General features: G+C 67.1%; 17 protein-coding genes. 11 read left to right on the top strand and 6 right to left on the bottom strand.

What is annotated here, in order from left to right; all coding sequences use genetic code 11:
* Positions 1 to 342 precede the first annotated feature (342 nt).
* The gene (locus FHT38_RS18825) at positions 343 to 843 is read left to right on the top strand and encodes an ImmA/IrrE family metallo-endopeptidase (RefSeq protein WP_183492872.1); all 501 of its coding nucleotides are present in this window, start codon (positions 343 to 345) and stop codon (positions 841 to 843) included.
* A complete protein-coding gene (locus FHT38_RS18830) occupies positions 840 to 1595 on the top strand; it encodes a hypothetical protein (RefSeq protein WP_183492873.1) in 756 nt (251 codons plus the stop codon). Before FHT38_RS18825 ends, FHT38_RS18830 begins: the two co-directional genes overlap by 4 nt.
* 146 nt (positions 1596 to 1741) lie before the next feature.
* On the opposite strand, the gene FHT38_RS18835 is transcribed toward FHT38_RS18830, so the two are convergent.
* On the bottom strand, positions 1742 to 1984 hold the full coding sequence (locus FHT38_RS18835; RefSeq protein ID WP_183492874.1) for a hypothetical protein: 243 nt from the start codon (positions 1982 to 1984) through the stop codon (positions 1742 to 1744).
* Between the two features lie 206 nt (positions 1985 to 2190).
* Between FHT38_RS18835 and FHT38_RS18840 the strand changes: the two genes are divergently transcribed.
* From FHT38_RS18840 to FHT38_RS18870, 7 genes are all read left to right on the top strand, one after another.
* On the top strand, positions 2191 to 5211 hold the full coding sequence (locus tag FHT38_RS18840) for an autotransporter outer membrane beta-barrel domain-containing protein (protein ID WP_183492875.1): 3021 nt from the start codon (positions 2191 to 2193) through the stop codon (positions 5209 to 5211).
* 174 nt (positions 5212 to 5385) lie between these two features.
* On the top strand, positions 5386 to 7119 hold the full coding sequence (pilB, locus tag FHT38_RS18845; RefSeq protein WP_183492876.1) for a type IV-A pilus assembly ATPase PilB: 1734 nt from the start codon (positions 5386 to 5388) through the stop codon (positions 7117 to 7119).
* 125 nt (positions 7120 to 7244) lie between these two features.
* Complete coding sequence (locus FHT38_RS18850; protein WP_147240031.1) at positions 7245 to 8483, top strand: type II secretion system F family protein; 1239 nt, start codon at positions 7245 to 7247, stop codon at positions 8481 to 8483.
* 3 nt (positions 8484 to 8486) lie between these two features.
* Complete coding sequence (locus FHT38_RS18855) at positions 8487 to 9428, top strand: A24 family peptidase (RefSeq protein WP_255488942.1); 942 nt, start codon at positions 8487 to 8489, stop codon at positions 9426 to 9428.
* 20 nt (positions 9429 to 9448) lie between these two features.
* On the top strand, positions 9449 to 10042 hold the full coding sequence (gene coaE / locus FHT38_RS18860; RefSeq protein WP_091727154.1) for a dephospho-CoA kinase: 594 nt from the start codon (positions 9449 to 9451) through the stop codon (positions 10040 to 10042).
* Positions 10043 to 10118: 76 nt separating this feature from the next.
* On the top strand, positions 10119 to 10874 hold the full coding sequence (zapD, locus tag FHT38_RS18865) for a cell division protein ZapD (protein WP_091731524.1): 756 nt from the start codon (positions 10119 to 10121) through the stop codon (positions 10872 to 10874).
* Positions 10875 to 10887: 13 nt separating this feature from the next.
* Positions 10888 to 11097, top strand: a complete 210-nt coding sequence (locus FHT38_RS18870; protein ID WP_091727156.1) for a DNA gyrase inhibitor YacG — start codon at positions 10888 to 10890, stop codon at positions 11095 to 11097.
* A 37-nt stretch (positions 11098 to 11134) separates the two neighbouring features.
* Here the strand turns inward: FHT38_RS18870 and FHT38_RS18875 are convergent, their stop codons facing one another.
* The 3 genes from FHT38_RS18875 to tal are packed head-to-tail and all read right to left on the bottom strand — an operon-like array spanning position 11135 to position 14365.
* Entirely contained in the window at positions 11135 to 11755 is a 621-nt protein-coding gene (locus FHT38_RS18875) for an HAD family hydrolase (RefSeq protein ID WP_183492877.1), read from the bottom strand.
* A 34-nt stretch (positions 11756 to 11789) separates the two neighbouring features.
* Entirely contained in the window at positions 11790 to 13418 is a 1629-nt protein-coding gene (gene pgi, locus FHT38_RS18880) for a glucose-6-phosphate isomerase (RefSeq protein WP_183492878.1), read from the bottom strand.
* Positions 13415 to 14365 (bottom strand): transaldolase, encoded by a 951-nt coding sequence (gene tal, locus FHT38_RS18885; RefSeq protein ID WP_147240035.1) that lies wholly within the window; start codon positions 14363 to 14365, stop codon positions 13415 to 13417. The genes pgi and tal overlap by 4 nt, the downstream gene beginning before the upstream one ends.
* 228 nt (positions 14366 to 14593) lie before the next feature.
* Here tal and zwf point away from each other — a divergent pair, with 228 nt between their 5' ends.
* Both zwf and FHT38_RS18895 read left to right on the top strand, forming a co-directional pair.
* Positions 14594 to 16039 (top strand): glucose-6-phosphate dehydrogenase, encoded by a 1446-nt coding sequence (gene zwf / locus FHT38_RS18890; protein WP_183482512.1) that lies wholly within the window; start codon positions 14594 to 14596, stop codon positions 16037 to 16039.
* Between the two features lie 10 nt (positions 16040 to 16049).
* Positions 16050 to 16910 carry a MurR/RpiR family transcriptional regulator gene (locus FHT38_RS18895; RefSeq protein ID WP_183483032.1) on the top strand — a complete coding sequence of 287 codons (861 nt, stop codon included), beginning with the start codon at positions 16050 to 16052 and terminating at the stop codon, positions 16908 to 16910.
* A gap of 102 nt (positions 16911 to 17012) precedes the next feature.
* Here FHT38_RS18895 and FHT38_RS18900 read toward each other — a convergent pair whose 3' ends face one another.
* Together FHT38_RS18900 and FHT38_RS18905 are read right to left on the bottom strand one after the other, a co-directional pair.
* Complete coding sequence (locus FHT38_RS18900; RefSeq protein ID WP_183492879.1) at positions 17013 to 17327, bottom strand: STAS domain-containing protein; 315 nt, start codon at positions 17325 to 17327, stop codon at positions 17013 to 17015.
* Positions 17328 to 17331: 4 nt separating this feature from the next.
* Entirely contained in the window at positions 17332 to 17976 is a 645-nt protein-coding gene (locus tag FHT38_RS18905; protein ID WP_091727170.1) for a phospholipid-binding protein MlaC, read from the bottom strand.
* Positions 17977 to 18035: the final 59 nt, after the last annotated feature.

Here is an 18035-nt window from a genome sequence, read left to right on the forward strand (position 1 = left end):
CGTAGCCCCCCCGGCACCCCGACCACTTCCAAAATCCCGCTAAAGCCTCGACCGCTGTTCTTGTTGTTCGACCTTCGCGGTGAGTGCGTCGGCCGGAAAAACGACGCCCACCCCTCCCTGGGGGGCCTCAGCCCGAACAGGGGGCCACGTTTTGCCAATGCGGTCACCTCGGTGAGGGGGGCGAAGGACCTGCCCCTCGCCGTATCCGGTCACACGCTTGAACTTCACCAAAGAGCGCCAACGTGTCGTGAACGGCGTTGTAAAACCGAATCGCTATCCGCCGAACAGCTTCATCGCACTACAATCACTGTCGAAGTCTGACGACTAACCCCCGAGGCCCCTATGTCCAACCAAGCATTCGCGACCCCGTCCACGGCCGCCGCCGAAGTGCTGCGGACCTACTGGGACCATCAACTTCCGGTTCGGGTTGACACCATCGCTACCCAGATGGGCTTGGGACTTCAGCCACAGCAAAACATGGGCTGGAGTGGTCACTACTTTGCGACTGACGACCCGAAGAACACCACCGGTCGTCCTTGGATCATCTTCAACGTGAACGATTCTGCGCCTCGGCAGCGGTTCACCATCGCCCATGAGTTGGGCCATCATGTTCTTGGCCACGGGACCTCTCCCCGCGACACATCGAACATGCTGAGTTCCTCTACAGGCAACTGGAAGGAACGCGCTGCGAATCAGTTCGCGGCGGAGATCCTGATGCCCGCTGATGTGATCCGACTGGCGCTGAGCCGTGGCTACAGCACGGTGCCGCAACTAGCGACTCTGTTTGGCGTCTCTCAGGCTGCAATGGGCTATCGGATGATCAATCTCGGCTTAAGCCAATGAACGTTCCTCCGCCGCCTGGATCTGAACAGGGTGGCAACACCCCTCCGCCGCCTCCACCGGCAGACGCGCCTGATCCGCGTTGGCCCTTCCCCCAGGGACCAACTGCAGCCGATGAAGCAGCCGAGAGCAAGGTTTTAAACCTCGCGGCGGCGTTCATTGCTGAATCCAAGCGAGTCCGCTACCTGCAACTCATGGCGCTGGGCCTTGCGGGAGGTGTCGCACTGCTGCTCCTGCTGTTGCTGTTCTGCGTTGTGAAGGTGGGCTTCGAGAATCACTTGGGCAAGGCTGAGGAAATGCTCATCAAGGTGGCCGAACGCCCGTGGTCTTCCTCAACTCCTGCCCAGGCTGACACCTTCACCCTGCCGAATGTAGAGAAGCGCGGGATCCCCGCCCGTGGGAATGCTGCCTCGGCCCCTGCGGCAAGCGCCTCTGAAGCGACCTCCGCATCACTTGAGTTGGCTGCGACGGAACGCAAGTCGCTTCACGAACTGCTTGCGACTGGTCTGAAGTCGCTGGCGTACTCGACCGTTGCCGTCATCTCCATCCTGGTGGTCGCGATCTGCATCATCACGCTTGGGATCGCAAAGGTGGTGTTCGCCATGACCCCGCACAGACTCACAGACGAGTCCAAGGCGGGTCCGGATAGCGACAAGGGCGGCAAAGGGTCTTCCGACCTTGTTCTGCCGAACCTTGAGTTCGCGAAAGAGTTCACCAAACTCTTCACAGACTTGCTCAAGCGGCACAAGGACTGATGTTCAAGGCGCTAGTGCACTGCGCCGTAACTACAGCCCTCCACGCTCAACGCCTCCGCTTAGGTTGCGAATGAAGCGTCCAACCGGCTGCCAAAGCTCCTTAGTGGGCGGGGTAGCCGCAGTAACCTAGGAGAAATCTAGGTCTATCACCAACGCCCCAGACGACCCGACCACCGCTGAACGATCCAGGCGAGGGCTATGAGGGTCACGAGCGCCCCGACCCAGGCGACGTTGCGCTGCTGGGGGGTACCCTCCATCAGGATGGCCGTGACCAGCCCAGCTATCCCCGCCGCAGCGTAGGGCACCAGGGCCCAGGCCAGGCGGATGGCGATACAGGCCCCGATGAGGGCGAAAGGGATCAGAGCGAGGACGATCAGGGCTTGAAGCATCCGGCCATGCTAAAGTCCAAACCTTGTCAACCAACGCCGGATCGGCTCGTTGACTGGACAGCGATAAGTCGTTGATCCACTTAGAAATCGGGACGATTCTGAGGGGTTCGAATCCTCTCACCCCGACCAGGATTCAAAAAAGCCCAAGTGGATCGACCACTTGGGCTTTTTCCTTTTCGGCGCTCCGCGTCGACGCATTCAGCACCTTGCGCCGCCTCGCACCGGGTTCCGCGGCAGATCCCGGCCCCCTGCTACCGAAGACAGCACCAACATCGCACCGTTGGGAATCGGACAGGACACGCCCCCGTCCGCTCCCTACATTCGCCCTGCGGCAACGGCCTGCGACGGGCGCATATCCAGGGTCAGCCGGCAGCGCCGTCCGCACTGCCAAGGATCTGATCATGCAAGGCTCTCGCCCTTCCTTCTCGTTGCCCGGCCCCGATGCCAGCGCCCCCTCCCGCATGCTTGTCGCAGCGCTGATCGCCGCGGCATTCACCCCCCACGAGGCCTTCGCGGCATGCACCGGCACGGCCGGCGCCTGGCTGCAAGCGAGCGACGGCACGACTTGCACCGCCAGCGGTAGCTACTCGAGCGCCGGCGCCGCTTCCGGCATGGGCGCCCTGTCCTCGGTTGGCGGCGGCGTGATCAATGTCGCGACGGCCACCACCGTGACCCTGTCGAGCAACGGCCGTTCCGGCGCCTACGCGACCGGCGCCGGCTCGCAGGTCAACTTGCGGGGAGGCGCCACCATCAGCCGCGCGCCCACCGGCAGCGGCAATCAGGGTCTCGTCGCCGATGGCGGCGCGACCATCACGGTCGACGGGCCGTTGACGATCACGCTGCCCAACGGTTCGGGCAACCACGGCGCCCTGGTCCAGGACGCCGGCAGCACGATCGCGCTCAATGGCATGACCCAGATCACCATGGGCCGCGGCAGCGCCTACTCGCCGGGCCTGCGCGCCATTGGCGGGACATTGATCGTCAACGGCGATGTGACCGTCAGCACCGCGGGCGATTCGAGGTCCGACGCCGTTGTCGCCGACACCGGCGGAACCGTCACGCTGAACGGCGCAGCGAACCTCAGCACCAGTGGCCTCCAGGCCTCGGGCCTGAAAGTGAAGACGGCGGGAACCATCACCTACAACGGCCCGACCACGATCACCGTCAGCAGCCTCAATGGATCCGGCATCCGGACGGTGACCGCGGGCATCGTGAATGCCGGCGCTTCCTCGACCACCACGATCGATGTCAGCGGCGTCAATGGGCAAGGCGTCTCGGCAAGAGACATCGGGTCGCAGGTGAACCTGGCCGGCGCGGTGACGATCCATGTCACCGGCGTCACGCGGGCGGATGTTCCGGCCGGCAACCCGGAGTCCTACGCGGCCGGCCTGCTGGCCGACCTGGGCGGCGCCATCAACGCGACGGGAGCGCTGCATGTCGCCACGAACGACGCCACCAGCTTCGGCGCGCTGCTCGTCGCTGACAACGCCGCGATCGCAGCCACCGGCGGTGGCACGATCAGCGCGGCGGGCACCGCCATCGGTTTCGCGCCGGGCGCTTCCCAGCAGGCCCGCTTCGACCGCTTCGTCATCACCAACGCGTCGGGCGACCTCGTTCGCGCCGAGGGCGCCGCCGGCGGCGCGCTGACCCTGAACGACAGCACGGCCACCGCCATCGCGGGAAGCAACGTGATCAGCGCCGTCAACGGCAGCACGTTCACCGCAACGGCAAGTCGCAGCACCTTGAACGGCAACCTCGCCGCCGATGCCTCCAGTGTCCTGAACGCCCGCCTGCTCGAGTCGTCGCGTCTCGCCGGCAGCATCGCGGGAGCCCATCTCACCGTCGACGGCACCAGCCAATGGACGATGACCGCCAACTCCACGTTGAGCGGACTCGAGCTCGCCGGCCACATCGCCACCCCCGACCCCGAGCAGGTCTTCACCCCCCGCACCCTGACCGTCGCGGGCAACTGGGCCGGCCAGGGCGGCACGGTGCAGCTGCACACCGCGCTGGGCGGCTCTGACTCGCAGACCGACCGCATCGTGGCCGATGGCGGCACGGTGAGCGGCAGCACCACGCTGCGGATCACCAACGTCGGCGGCCTGGGCGCCCCGACCACCGGAGACGGCATCCGGATCGTCGAGGCGATCAACGGGGCCACGACGACGGCCCAGACCAGCAAGGACGCCTTCAGGCTGGACGGCGACCATGTGGACGCCGGCGCGTACAGGTACAGGCTCCAGGCGGCCGATGCGACTGGCGCCGGCGAAGACTGGTATCTGCGCTCGACCTACCGGACCGATGCAGCGCTCTTTGCCGCATTGCCGGCGCAACTGCGCCAGGCGGACCTGGCCATGTTGGGCAACCTGCACCGGCGCATGGGCGACGACACCGGCGACGCCGGTCGTCGCGCCTGGGCTCGCGCCGTCTACAGCGACCTCGACATCCGCCAGGCCGGCGACATCACCCCGCGGAGTCAGGGACACGTCTCCGGCCTGCAGGCCGGCACTGACCTGCTGGTGAACGGCGCCTGGCGCGCGGGCGTCTTCCTCGGCCTGATGGACGGTCGGACCGACGTGGACGGCCGATTCGGCGGCCTCCAGGCGCGGGCCGGCAGCACCGACCTGCAGTCGCGCCATCTCGGCGGCTACGCGACCTGGAGCGATCCGGATGGCTTCTATGCCGATGGCGTGCTCCAGTTCGGCCGCCATCGCTACAGCGTGCGTCCGGAGGACGACACGAACTCGACCGCCCGCGCCCGTGGCGTCACGGTCTCCCTCGAAGCCGGCAAGTCGCAACTCGTCGCTGCCGGATGGAGCCTCGAGCCCCAAGCGCAGGTGATCTATCAGGCGAGCCGCTTCGACGACGCACAAATCAGCGGCGCCACCGTGCAGCAACAACCGCAGGGCCGATGGACGGGCCGGCTGGGCCTGCGCCTCAAGGGCGACGTCGCCACCGGCGCCGGCCGCCTGCAACCCTACGCGCGCCTCAACCTGTACCGCACGAGCGGCGGACACGACCTCACGCGGTTCGTCGGACCGGCATGGACGACCGACCTCGCCACCGGCACCAGCGCCAGCGCTGCAGAGCTCGCGGCCGGCTTCACGCTGACCCTTTCGCCGACGGCCAGCGCCTACGGCGAAATGGGCCACGTGGCGGCGATCGGCGGCGAGTCGCGTTTCAGCTCGTCGCTGCAGGGCAGCGTGGGGCTGAAACTCCGCTGGTAGCCTTCCCGCCTTCGCACATTTCCCGCTCAATTTCCAGTGCCCAACGCCGAAATTGCACGGAGCGTCTGACTTCAGTGAATGCCCGGGGCATCCCCGGCGTCACCCCTTCGTTCAAGGGGGTAAAGTGAGAGGTCGTTCCGGCGCCAGCGCCGGGCATCAGGCAAGACCCAACCGATGGCGATATCCGTGGACACCACATTGGCCGAACCCCCTCAGTCCGCCCTGTCCGGCGTTGCCCGCGTGCTGGTGCATGCCGGCAAGCTCAAGCCGCAGGCCGCCGAGGACCTGGTCAAGCTGGCGCGGGAGAAGAAGACCAGCTTCGTCAACGCGGTCATGGCATCGGGGACCGTGTCGCCCTCGGACCTGGCCCATACGCTCTCGCACGCGCTGGCGCTGCCGCTGCTGGACCTGAACGCGGTCGACGCGCACAAGCTCCCGCAGAACATCATCGACGCCAAGCTGGCCACCCAGTACCAGGTCGTCGTGCTGGCACGGCGGGGCAACCGGCTCTTCATCGGCGGCGCCGATCCGACGGAGCAGGAGGCGGTCGAACGCATCAAGTTCGCGACCCAGCTGACCCCCGAATGGATCATCGTCGAGCACGACAAGCTCGCGAAACTGCTGGGCATCACGGCCGCGTCGACGGCCGAGGCGCTGGAGGCGATCTCCGGCGAGGACTTCGACTTCGACATCGCCGAGGAAGACGCCCCGCCGCCGGAAGAGTCGCAGGACATCACCGACGTGGAGGACGCGCCGGTCGTGCGCTTCCTGCAGAAGATGCTGGTCGACGCCATCAACATGCGGGCATCGGACCTCCACTTCGAACCGTTCGAATACCACTACCGCGTGCGCTTCCGCGTCGACGGCGAACTGCGCGAGATCACCCAGCCGCCGATCGCGATCAAGGACAAGCTGTCCTCGCGCATCAAGGTCATCTCGCGGCTGGACATCTCCGAACGCCGTGTCCCGCAGGACGGCCGGATGAAGCTGAAGTTCGGCTCCAAGGCCATCGACTTCCGGGTCTCGACACTGCCGACGCTGTTCGGTGAAAAGATCGTGATCCGGATCCTGGACCCGTCGTCGGCGAAGCTGGGCATCGAGGCCCTGGGCTACGAGAAGATCGAGAAGGAGCGGTTGCTGCAGTGCATCCACCGCCCCTACGGGATGATCCTGGTCACCGGGCCGACCGGCTCCGGCAAGACGGTGTCGCTGTACACCTGCCTGAACATCCTGAACCAGCCCGGCACCAACATCTCGACCGTCGAGGACCCGGCGGAAATCAACCTGCCCGGCATCAACCAGGTCAACGTCAACGACAAGGCGGGACTGACCTTCTCCGCGGCGCTCAAGGCCTTCCTGCGGCAGGATCCCGACATCATCATGGTCGGTGAGATCCGCGACCTGGAAACGGCCGACATCGCCATCAAGGCGGCGCAGACCGGCCACATGGTGATGTCGACGCTGCACACGAACGACGCGCCCACCACCCTCACGCGTCTGCTGAACATGGGCGTGGCCCCGTTCAACATCGCCTCCAGCGTCCTGCTGATCACCGCCCAGCGCCTGGCCCGCCGGCTGTGCGAAAACTGCAAGGCGCCGGCCGAGTACCCGCGCGAGGCGCTGGTCCGTGCCGGGTTCGCGGAGGAGGAACTCGACGGCAGCTGGAAGCCCTATCGCGCCGTTGGCTGCTCGAATTGCAACAATGGTTATCGGGGCCGTGTCGGTCTTTACCAAGTGATGCCCATCAGCGAGGCGATTCAGCGGATCATCCTGTCCGAGGGAACGGCCATGGACATCGCCGAGCAGGCCCGCACGGACGGCGTGCGGGACTTGCGGCAGTCCGGGCTGGTCAAGGTCCGGGCGGGCGTCACGACACTGGAAGAGGTGCTGGCGGCCACCAACGAATGACACCGGCGACCTGACGCGGCGTCCTCGGACGCCGCGTTCGCGCGTCTGGCGTCTGGCCACCGGGACCGTTCGAACGAATCAAAGATTGGGAGCGCCAGTCCCCTGGCGCGACGGCAGGAGGTGATATGGCGACGACCACCGCAAGCGGCAAGAGCGCGACCAGCAAGAACATCAAGGAATTCGTCTTCGAGTGGGAAGGCAAGGACCGCAACGGCAAGATCGTGCGCGGCGAGATGCGCGCTGGCGGCGAAGCCGTCATCAGCGCCTCGTTGCGGCGCCAGGGCATCCTGGTCACCAAGGTCAAGAAGCGGCGCAGCTCGGGCGGCAAGTCCATCAAGCAGAAGGACATCGCCGTCTTCACGCGCCAGCTGGCGACGATGATGCGCGCCGGCGTGCCGCTGCTGCAGGCCTTCGACATCGTCGCCCGGGGCAGTCCCAACCCCCGCCTGACCAAGCTGCTGACCGACATCCGCCAGGACGTCGAGACCGGCACCTCGCTGTCGGCGGCCTTCCGCAAGCATCCGCTCTACTTCGACGCGCTGTACTGCAACCTGGTCGAGGCCGGCGAGCAGGGCGGTATTCTCGAAGCGCTGCTGGACCGCCTGGCCATCTACCAGGAAAAGACCGTCGCGCTGAAGGGCAAGATCAAGTCGGCGTTGACCTATCCGATCGCGGTGCTGGTGGTGGCCTTCGTCGTGACGGCAGTCATCATGATCTTCGTGATCCCGGCCTTCAAGGACGTGTTCAAGTCCTTCGGCGCCGACCTGCCCGCGCCGACGCTGTTCGTGATGGCCATGTCCGAGATCTTCGTCGCCTACTGGTGGCTGATCTTCGGCGTCATCGGCGGCGGCCTTTACTTCTTCTTCCAGAGCTGGAAACGCTCGGAGAAGATGCAGAAGTTCATGGACCGGCTGCTGCTGAAGATCCCCGTCTTCGGCCAACTGATCTACAAGTCGGCGGTGGCGCGATGGACGCGCACGCTGGCAACGATGTTCGCCGCCGGCGTGCCGCTGGTGGAAGCGCTGGACTCGGTGGGCGGCGCCTCCGGCAACGCGGTGTTCGTCGAGGCGACCGAGAAGATCCAGCGTGACGTGTCCACCGGCGCGTCGCTGACGACCTCGATGCAGACGACCGGCATCTTCCCGATCATGGTCCTGCAGATGTCCTCGATCGGCGAGGAGTCCGGCTCGCTGGACCACATGCTCGGCAAGGCCGCCGACTTCTACGAAGAAGAAGTGGACGACGCGGTGAAGGCGCTGTCCAGCCTGATGGAACCCATCATCATCGTGTTCCTGGGCACGCTGATCGGCGGCATCGTGATCTCGATGTACCTGCCGATCTTCAAGCTCGGAGCGGTGGTGTAAGTGCTGGACCAGAGCCTGCTGGAAGCGCTGCTGTCGCCCGCTTATCTCGGCCTGATCGGCCTGTGCGTCGGCAGCTTCCTGAACGTGGTCATCTACCGGACGCCGGTGATGCTGCATCGGACCTGGCTGTCCGATTGCGCGGACCAACTGGCCCAGGAAGACGACCTGCGCACTCACGCGGGGCTGGATGAGGCCAAGGCCAGGCAACTGGCCGCCTCCGTCGCCCCCTTGCGGGAAGCCCTGGACGGCCAGCCCGCGTTCTCGTTGATCCGGCCGGCCTCCCGTTGCCCGCATTGCGGTCACGCCCTGCGCTGGCACGAGAACCTGCCGCTGCTGGGCTGGCTGCGTCTGGGCGGGAAGTGCGCCGCCTGCAAGGCGCCGATCTCGCCGCGGTATCCCTTCGTCGAACTGCTGACCGGCCTGCTGTTCGCCGGTATCGCCTGGCGCCTGGGCCCGCAACCGAGCGCCTTGCTCTATTGCGGCTTCGCGGCGGCGCTGGTGGCGCTGGCGGGGATCGACTGGGACACGACGCTGCTGCCGGACAGCATCAACCAGCCCTTGCTGTGGGCCGGACTGGTCGCCGCGCATGCGGGCTGGATCCCGGTGTCCTTGCCGAACGCGCTGATCGGCGCGCTGGCCGGCTACCTGTCGCTCTGGTCGATCTACTGGATCTTCAAGCTGGCCACCGGCAAGGAAGGCATGGGCTACGGCGACTTCAAGCTGCTGGCCGCCCTGGGCGCGTGGCTGGGTTGGCAGATGGTGCTGCCGGTCGCGCTGTTCGCCTCGCTGATCGGTGCGGTGGTCGGCATCGCGCTCAAGCTGCGCGGCGGCTTGCGCGAGGGCCGCTATGTCCCGTTCGGCCCGTTCCTGGCGGGCGGCGCGCTCGCGGTGCTGCTGATCGGCACCGCCGAAGTCACCGCCTGGCTCGGTCTGCAGGCGATCTGATCCCGTCCGCCGGGCCTCCCATGCGCATCGGACTCACCGGCGGCATCGGCAGCGGCAAAAGCACCGTCGCGGCCGCGCTGGTGGAACTTGGCGGCGCGCTGCTCGTCGACACCGACGCCATCTCGCGCGCATTGACGGCCCCGGGCGGGGGCGCGATGGCGGCGATCGAAGCCTGGTTCGGCCGACCGTTCGTTGCCAGCGATGGCGCGCTGGACCGCGCCGCGATGCGCGACCTGGCCTTCCGCGATCCCGCTGCGAAACAGGCGCTCGAAGGCATCCTGCATCCGATGATCGGCGCCGAGACGGCGCGGCAGGCCGCGCTCGCCGTGCCCGGCCAGCGGGTCGTCTTCGACGTGCCCTTGCTGGTCGAGTCGGGCCGCTGGCGACGCCTCGTGGACCGCGTGCTGGTGGTCGACTGCGACGAGTCCACCCAGATCGCCCGGGTGATGGCCCGGTCCGGCCTGAGCGAGGGCGCCGTGCGGGCCATCCTCGCCCAGCAGGCGACGCGGGCGCAGCGTCGCGCCGCCGCCGATGCGGTGATCCACAACGACGGCCTGACTCTGTCGCAACTGCGAGAAGAAGTCGGCCAACTGCTGACCAGTCCCCTGTTCTGACCACCCCTCACCCGGCCAGGGTGATGCATCGGCGCACTGTGGAACAATGGCCCCTTGCCGCAAAGGGATGGTCGACTTGGTCCTCTACGAATATCCGTTCAACGAGAGCATCCGCACGATGCTCAGACTCGAACACCTGTTCGATCGGCTCGGTCAGCTGATGGCGCGCGACACCGCGATGGATCACCACTTCGCGTTGGCCACCATCTTCGAGGTCATGGATGTCGCCTCGCGCGCCGACCTGAAGGCCGACCTGCTCAAGGAGCTGGAACGCCACCGCACGCAGTTCAACGGCTACCGCGGCAATCCCGCGGTCTCGGAAGCGGTGCTGGACGAGGTGGTCGGCCGGATCGACGCCGCGTTCGACAAGCTCAACCAGTTGCCGGGCAAGGCGGGCCATGCGCTCACCACGAACGAATGGCTGATGAGCATCCGGAGCCGGATCTCCATCCCGGGCGGCACCTGCGAATTCGACCTGCCGGCCTACTACGCCTGGCAGCAACTGCTGCCGGTGCGCCGGCGCAATGACCTCATGCAGTGGGCCCAGACGCTGATGCCGATGGCCGAGGCGCTCAACGTCCTGCTGGGCTTGCTGCGGGACAGTGGCTCGCCGCACAAGGTGGCGGCGCATGGCGGCCAGTACCAGCAGAGCCTGCCGCCGGGTCGCAGCTTCCAGCTGCTGCGCATGCGCATCGATCCGAGCCTGGGGCTGATTCCGGAGATCAGCGGCCACCGCCTGATGGTCTCGATCCGCCTGATGCGCCAGGACGAGGACGGGCGCTTGAAACCGGCACCCGTCGACGCCACCTTCGAACTCACCCTGTGTTCCTGACAGCCGTACCGTCATGACCGAGCGATTCATTCCCGCCACGCCGGCGCCGCGCATCGTCCCCTGCCCGACCTGTGGCGGCGACAGCCTGTTCTCGCCGGACAACCTCTGGCGCCCGTTCTGCAGCGAGCGCTGCCGGCAGATCGACCTGGGCCACTGGTCCGACGAGTCCTTCCGGGTGGCTGCGCCCCCGACGACCGTTGACGAGGACGACGCCTCCAAATGAAAGAACCGGCCCTCGGGCCGGTTCTTCATTGCGCGTCTCAAGCGGGGAGCAACTCCCGCCGCACGAGATCCTGGCGAGCGAGCTCAGGCGTCGTGAACAGGTGGGTGTGCCACCCGAGTGCCTTCGCCGCCGCGATGTTGGCCGGATGGTCGTCGAGGAAGAGCACCTCGTCCGCCTTCGCGCCGAACTGCTCGAGCGCCAGATCGAAGATGGCCTTCGACGGTTTGGACTCCTTCACCCGGCCCGAGAACACGCCCGACACGAACCAGTCCTTCAGCGGGAAGGTCTGCTCGAGATAGTCCGCGTACGGCTCCGGCATGTTGGACAGGAAGTGCAGCGTGTGCCCCTGCGCCTTCAGGTCGCGGATCAACGCGGCCGTGCCCTCGATCAGCTTGAGTTCCGACGGCACGGCGTCCATCACCGCCACGATCTCCTCGCGCGGCCAGCCGGTGCGGGCATGGATGCGATCGGCGGTCGTCGGCGCGTCGATCAGCCCCTGGTCGAACGCGCCCCAGTCGCCGCTGTAGGCCTGGAAGAAGTGCTTGGCGATCTCGGCGCCCTCGATCTCGTCGGGAACGCGATGGGCCCAGACGCGGGCCAGGAAGCTCGGCGGATGCCAGTGGAACAGCACCGCGCCGAAGTCGAACACGATCTTCATCTGTGAGGATCTCTACTGCTGAGGGAGAAGGGGATCAGGCGCGCACCTTGGCGAGCAGCCCGGCGGTCGAGCCGTCCAGGCCCGTCGCGTCGCCGGAGCTCAAGCGCGGCAGCAGGCTGTTGCACAGCGCCTTGCCGAGTTCGACGCCCCATTGGTCGAAGCTGTTGATGTTCCAGATCGCGCCGCTGACGAACACGCGGTGCTCGTACAGCGCGATCAGCGCGCCCAGCGACGACGGCGTCAGCGCGTCCAGCAGCAGCGTCGTGCTCGGACGGTTGCCCGGGAAGCTGCGATGGCGGGCGAGCACCTCGGGATCCAGATCCTTGGATGCGGTGGGTGCCGACTCGGCGCGCGCGGCCTCGGCGGTCTTGCCCTGCATCAGCGCCTGCGACTGCGCCAGGCAGTTCGCGAGCAGCTTGACGTGCTGGTCCTTGAGCTTGTCCAGCAGTTCACCCCGCACGTGGTCACCGAAGTTGGGCGTCTTCACCGCGATGAACTCGACTGGGATCACGTCGGTGCCCTGGTGCAGCATCTGGAAGTAGGCATGCTGGCCATTGGTGCCGGCCTCGCCCCAGACCACCGGGCTGGTGCCGAAGCTCAGCGGATCGCCGGCGCGGTCGACGCCCTTGCCGTTGCTCTCCATCTCCAGCTGCTGCAGATAGGCCGGCAGCCGGCGCAGGCCCTGGTGATACGGCGCCACCGAGCGGCTGCTGAAGCCATGGAAATTGCGGTACCAGACGTCCAGCAGGCCCAGCAGCACGGGGAGATTCTTCTCCAGCGGCGCGCTGCGGAAGTGCTGGTCCATCGCATGCGCGCCGGCCAGCAGCGCGCGGAAGTTCGCAGAGCCCACTGCGATCGCGATCGGCAGGCCGATCACCGACCACAGCGAGTAGCGGCCGCCCACCCAGTCCCAGAAACCAAAGGTCGTGTCGATGCCGAACTCGGCCGCGGCCTTGGCGTTGCTGGTCGTCGCGGCGAAATGCCGCGCGATGTCGGTGCCGCCGCTGTTCAGGAACCAGGCCTTGGCGGCCATCGCGTTGGCCAGCGTCTCTTGCGTCGTGAAGGTCTTGGACGCGACGATGAACTGCGTCGTCTTCGGATCCAGGCCGCGCAGCACTGGGGCCAGGTCGTGCCCGTCGACGTTGGAGACGAAATGCAGCTTCAGGCCCGCCGGCACATACGACTGCAAGGCTTGCACCACCATCGCCGGACCGAGGTCCGAGCCGCCGATGCCGATGTGCACGACATCGGTGATGCCGCTGGTGGCTTGGTCACGGACGCGATCGGCAAAGGCGAGCATGCGATCGAGCGAGGCCTGCACCTCATCCGAGAACGGTCCCTGGCCGGCCGGCGCGCGCAGCGCCGTGTGCAGCACCGCGCGACCCTCGGTCGCATTGATGGGGTCGCCGTTGAAGAGCGCCTCGCGCTGCGACTCGAGCTGCACGTCCCGGGCCAGCTGCAGCAGCAGTTCCAGCGTGCGGGCGTCGATGCGGTTCTTCGACAGGTCCGCGAACACCTCCGGCGCCTGCAGCGACCAGGCCGCGAAACGGCCCGGGTCGGCCGCGAAGGCCTGGCGCACGTCGAACGCGCGGCCGGATTGCTGGAAATGGCTTTGCAGGGCTGCCCAGGTCGGGCTGCGGTCGCAACGCGGGGACTCGGTCATCGCAGGCTTTCGATCATCTGGTCCAGCTTGCCGGCGTCGGCGGCAAACAGGCGGATGCCTTCGGCCAGCTTCTCGGTGGCCATGGCGTCCTGGTTGAGGGCGAAGCGGAACGCCGCTTCGTTGAAGGAGACCTTGGGCAAATCCAGCGCCTTGGCCGCGTCCGCGTCCAGCGCGTGCGTCAGCGGGGCCTCGCTGGCCTGCAGCTGGGCCAGCAGGTCGGGGCTGATGGTCAGCAGGTCGCAGCCGGCCAGCGCCTGGATCTGGCCGACGTTGCGGAAGCTCGCGCCCATGACCTCGGTCTTGATGTCCTGCTTCTTGAAGTAGTTGTAGATCGCCGTCACCGACTTCACGCCGGGGTCGTTCGCGCCGGCGTTGGCGGCCTCGTCCCAGTTCGCGCCGGCGGACTTCTTGTACCAGTCGTAGATCCGGCCGACGAAAGGCGAGATCAGCTGGATGCCGTTCTCGCCGCAGGCCACCGCCTGGCAGAAGGAGAACAGCAGCGTCAGGTTGGTGCGGATGCCTTCGAGTTCGAGCTCGCGCGCGGCCTGGATGCCTTCCCATGTCGAGGCGATCTTGATCAGCACGCGCTCGCGGCCGATGCCGGCGTCCTCATACATCTGGATCAGGCGGCGCGCGCGGGCCAGCGTCGCGACGGTGTCGAAGCTCAGGCGCGCGTCCACCTCGGTCGACACACGGCCCGGCACGACCTTCAGGATCTCCAGGCCGAAGGCGACCAGCACCTTGTCGACCACCAGGTCCAGCGCATCGGTCTTGTTGGCGGCGACGGTGTCCTCGAGCAGGTGGGCATAGTCGGGCGACTGCACCGCCTTGAGGATCAGCGACGGATTGGTCGTCGCGTCACGCGGAGTGAACTGGGCCAGTTGCTTGAAGTTGCCGGTATCGGCGACGACGGTGGTGAAAGCCTTGAGTTGTTCGAGCTGGTTCATGTGCGTGGACGCCTGGGAGGGTCGGGAACGGGACGGAGCGCGTCGGGGTATGGGCTTTGCCCCTCGACGCAGACGGGGAAACCCCCTATTAGAACTGCTTGTGGTCCGCTGCCCGGAGGCTCCGCGCACGTTGACCGGCCCAAGAAACTGGGGCATCATAATTCCGGTAACTCCGTTACATCAAGACATCGCCAACAACTCTTACGCCCGGATGCGGGCGCCGCGCTCATGTCCTTCGATCTCGTCTTTTTTGGTGGCACCGGTGACCTGACCTGGCGCAAGCTGATGCCCGCGCTCTTCCAGGCGTTCCGGCACGGCAAGCTGCCCGAGGGCGGCCGCATCCTGGCCGTCGCGCGCGACGACCAGTCCGATGAGCGCTACCGCGAGTGGCTCAAGGAGCGCTTCCAGGAGGTCGAGGCCGGCAAGCGGCCCAACGACGAGGAGTTCGCCCGCTTCTCCGAGCTGGTGCATTACCGCCGCATGGACCTCTCGCAGCCGGACCATTACGCGCGCCTCAAGGAGTGGCTGGGCGAGCGCAATGCCGACACCGTGGTCTTCTACCTGGCCACCAGCCCGCACCTGTTCACCCAGATCTGCCAGCAGCTCGGCGCCGCCGGCCTGAACGGCGACAAGGTGCGCGTCGTGCTGGAAAAGCCGCTGGGCCATGACCTGGCGAGCGCGCAGGAGATCAACCGCGTGGTGCGGTCGGTGTTCACCGAGACGCAGGCCTTCCGCATCGACCACTACCTGGGCAAGCCCTCGGTGCAGAACCTGATGGCGCTGCGCTTCGGCAACGCGCTGTTCGAGCCGCTGTGGCGCCGCGAGAGCATCGCCAACATCCAGATCACGCTGGCCGAAGGCCTGGGCGTCGGCACCCGCGGGCCGTTCTACGACGGCACCGGCGCGCTGCGCGACATGATCCAGAACCACGCGCTGCAGCTGCTGACGATGATCGCGATGGAGGCGCCCTCCTCCAACGACGCCGACGCCATCCGCGACGAGAAGCTCAAGGTGCTGCGCGCGCTCAAGCCCTTCACCGCCGAGAGCGTCGCACGCGACGTGGTGCGCGGCCAGTACCGCGCCGGCAATGTCGATGGCAGGCAGGTGCCGGGCTACCTCGACGAGGGCAAGATCCCCGCCGACAGCCACACCGAGACCTTCGTCGCGCTCAAGACCGAGATCCAGAACTGGCGCTGGGCCGGCGTGCCCTTCTACCTGCGCACCGGCAAGCGCCTGGCGGCGCGCGACGCGCAGATCGTCATCAACTTCCGTCCGGTGCCGCATCCGATCTTCCCGGGCGGCAGCTGCCCCAACCGGCTGATCATCAAGCTGCAGCCCGAGGACGGCCTGGAGCTGCAGCTGATGGCCAACAAGGGCGGCTCCAGCAACGAGGCGCTGAGCCCGGTATCGCTGGACCTGGACTTCGACAAGGCCTTCGCCCACACCCGCGTGGGCGCCTACGAGCGGCTGCTGCTGGACGCGATCGCCGGGCGCCTGAACCTGTTCGTGCGCAGCGACGAGCAGGAGCAGGCCTGGCGCTGGGTCGAGCCCATCCTCAACTTCTGGAAGCAGGACAGCACCGGCCCGCGCACCTACGTCGCCGGCAGCTGGGGCCCGCCGGCCTCGAGCGCGCTGGTGGCGCGCGACGGCCACTCGTGGATCGAGGAATGCTGACGCGATGAGCATGCTCGAACGCATCAAGGCCGCGCTGCCGGCACTGCCGCCGGCGGAGCAGCGGGTCGCCAAGCTGCTGCTGGCGGATCCGCGCTCGTTCGCGAACCTGCCCGTCAGCGAGCTCGCCGACCGCTCGCACGTGAGCAAGCCCACCGTCGTGCGCTTCTGCCGCAGCGTGGGCTACGACGGGCTGGCCGACTTCAAGCTGAAGCTGGCCGGCAGCGTCAACGAGGGCGTGCCCTTCGTGCACCGCGCCGTCGACGAGGACGACAAGCCCGGCGACCTGATCGTCAAGGTGGTGGACAACGCGGTGGCGGCGCTGCTCCATTACCGCAACGACGCGGCGAGCCATGCCTTCGAGCGCGCCATCACGGCGCTGTCGGAGGCGGCGCGCCAGCACCGCCGCATCGAGTTCTATGGCGTCGGCAACTCCGGCATCGTGGCGCAGGACGCGCAGCACAAGTTCTTCCGCCTGGGGGTGAACACCTTCGCGTGCAGTGACGGCCACGTCCAGCTGATGAGCGCGACCATGCTGGACAGCGGCGACTGCGCGGTAGTCATCTCCAACTCGGGCCGCAGCCGCGACCTGATGGACGCCGCCGAGATCGCCCGCAAGAAGGGCGCGACGACCATCATCATCACCGCCAGTGGCTCCCCGCTGGCGCAGATGGGACAGCTGCCCGGTCAGGTGCTGCTGGCCGTCGACCACCCCGAGGACTACGACCGCTACAGCCCGATGGTGTCGCGGCTGCTGCACCTGATCGTGGTGGACGTGCTGACCACCGGCGTCGCGCTGCGCCTGGGCGAGAACCTGCGGCCGATGCTGCAGGAGATCAAGCGCAACCTGCGGACCAAGCGCTACGCGCAGTAGGCGGCCGGTCCGCACCCGGCGCCCGGCGCCCGGCGCCGAAAGCGGCCACCCAGAAAGCCGACGGGCCGCTGATCGCGGCCCGTCGTCATTGGTGCTGGCTCGTCATGCCATCTCGGCGGGCACCGCCACGTCCGGCCAGAACAGATGCTCCAGCGCATAGACCCGAGCCAGCTCACGCAACTCGCGCGGCGCCTGCTGCAGCGTCAGCTGCCAGCCGTCCTGGCCGCACAAGCGCAGCGCGCTGAGCAGCAGGCTGAGCGCGGCGGAGTCGAAGTCGTTCAGCCCGCTTGCGTCCAGCGTGATGCCGCGGCCGGCCGCGTTGCCGACCTGCGCCAGCTCGGCACGCAGCGCGCCCTCGAGCCGCGCCCATTCCTCGGGCGCGTTGTCCAGGCGCAGCCGCGACGGCAGCTTGAGCATCGCCTCAGCCCTTCTTGGCGGCGGAGGCGGCCGGCGCGGGGCGGGCGTTGCGCTCGGCCAGCGACTTGATCAGGCCATCGATGCCCTTGGCATTGATCTCCTGCGCGAAGCTGTTGCGGTACTGGTCGGCCAGCCAGATGCCCAGGACGTTCACGTCATAGATCTTCCAGCCGCCGTCGGTCTTCTCGACGCGGTAGTCGAGCTGGATGGGATCGCCCTTGCCCCGGATCTCGGTGCGCACGACCACCTCGGTGTCCTCCGGCGCGGCGCGCATCGGCTTCATCGCGATGGTCTGGTCCTTCACCTGGGTCAGCGCGCCGGCATAGGTGCGCACCAGCAGGGTCTTGAACTCGTCCTGCAGGCGCTGCTTCTGCTCGGGCGTAGCCTGGCGCCAGAAGCGGCCCACGGCCGAGGAGGTGATGCGCTGGAAATCCACGTGCGGCATCACCTTGGTGTTGACCAGCTCCATGACCTTGTTGACGTCGCCGGCCTGGATCGCCTTGTCGCTCTTGACGGCGTCCAGCGTCTCGATGGACAGCTGGCGGATCAGTTGATCCGGCGTCGAGTTGTCCGCGGCGAACGAGGCCAGCGGGCTCAGCGCGGCGATCGACACGATCGCGTTCAGCAGCAGTCGTTTGGTGGCATTCATGCTTGTCCTTTCTCTCTCTTCATGACACGGACCGGCCCACAACGTGGCAGGTCCGGTGC

Origin of the sequence: Mitsuaria sp. BK041 (assembly GCF_014193085.1) — a bacterium.
Lineage (GTDB): Bacteria > Pseudomonadota > Gammaproteobacteria > Burkholderiales > Burkholderiaceae_C > Roseateles.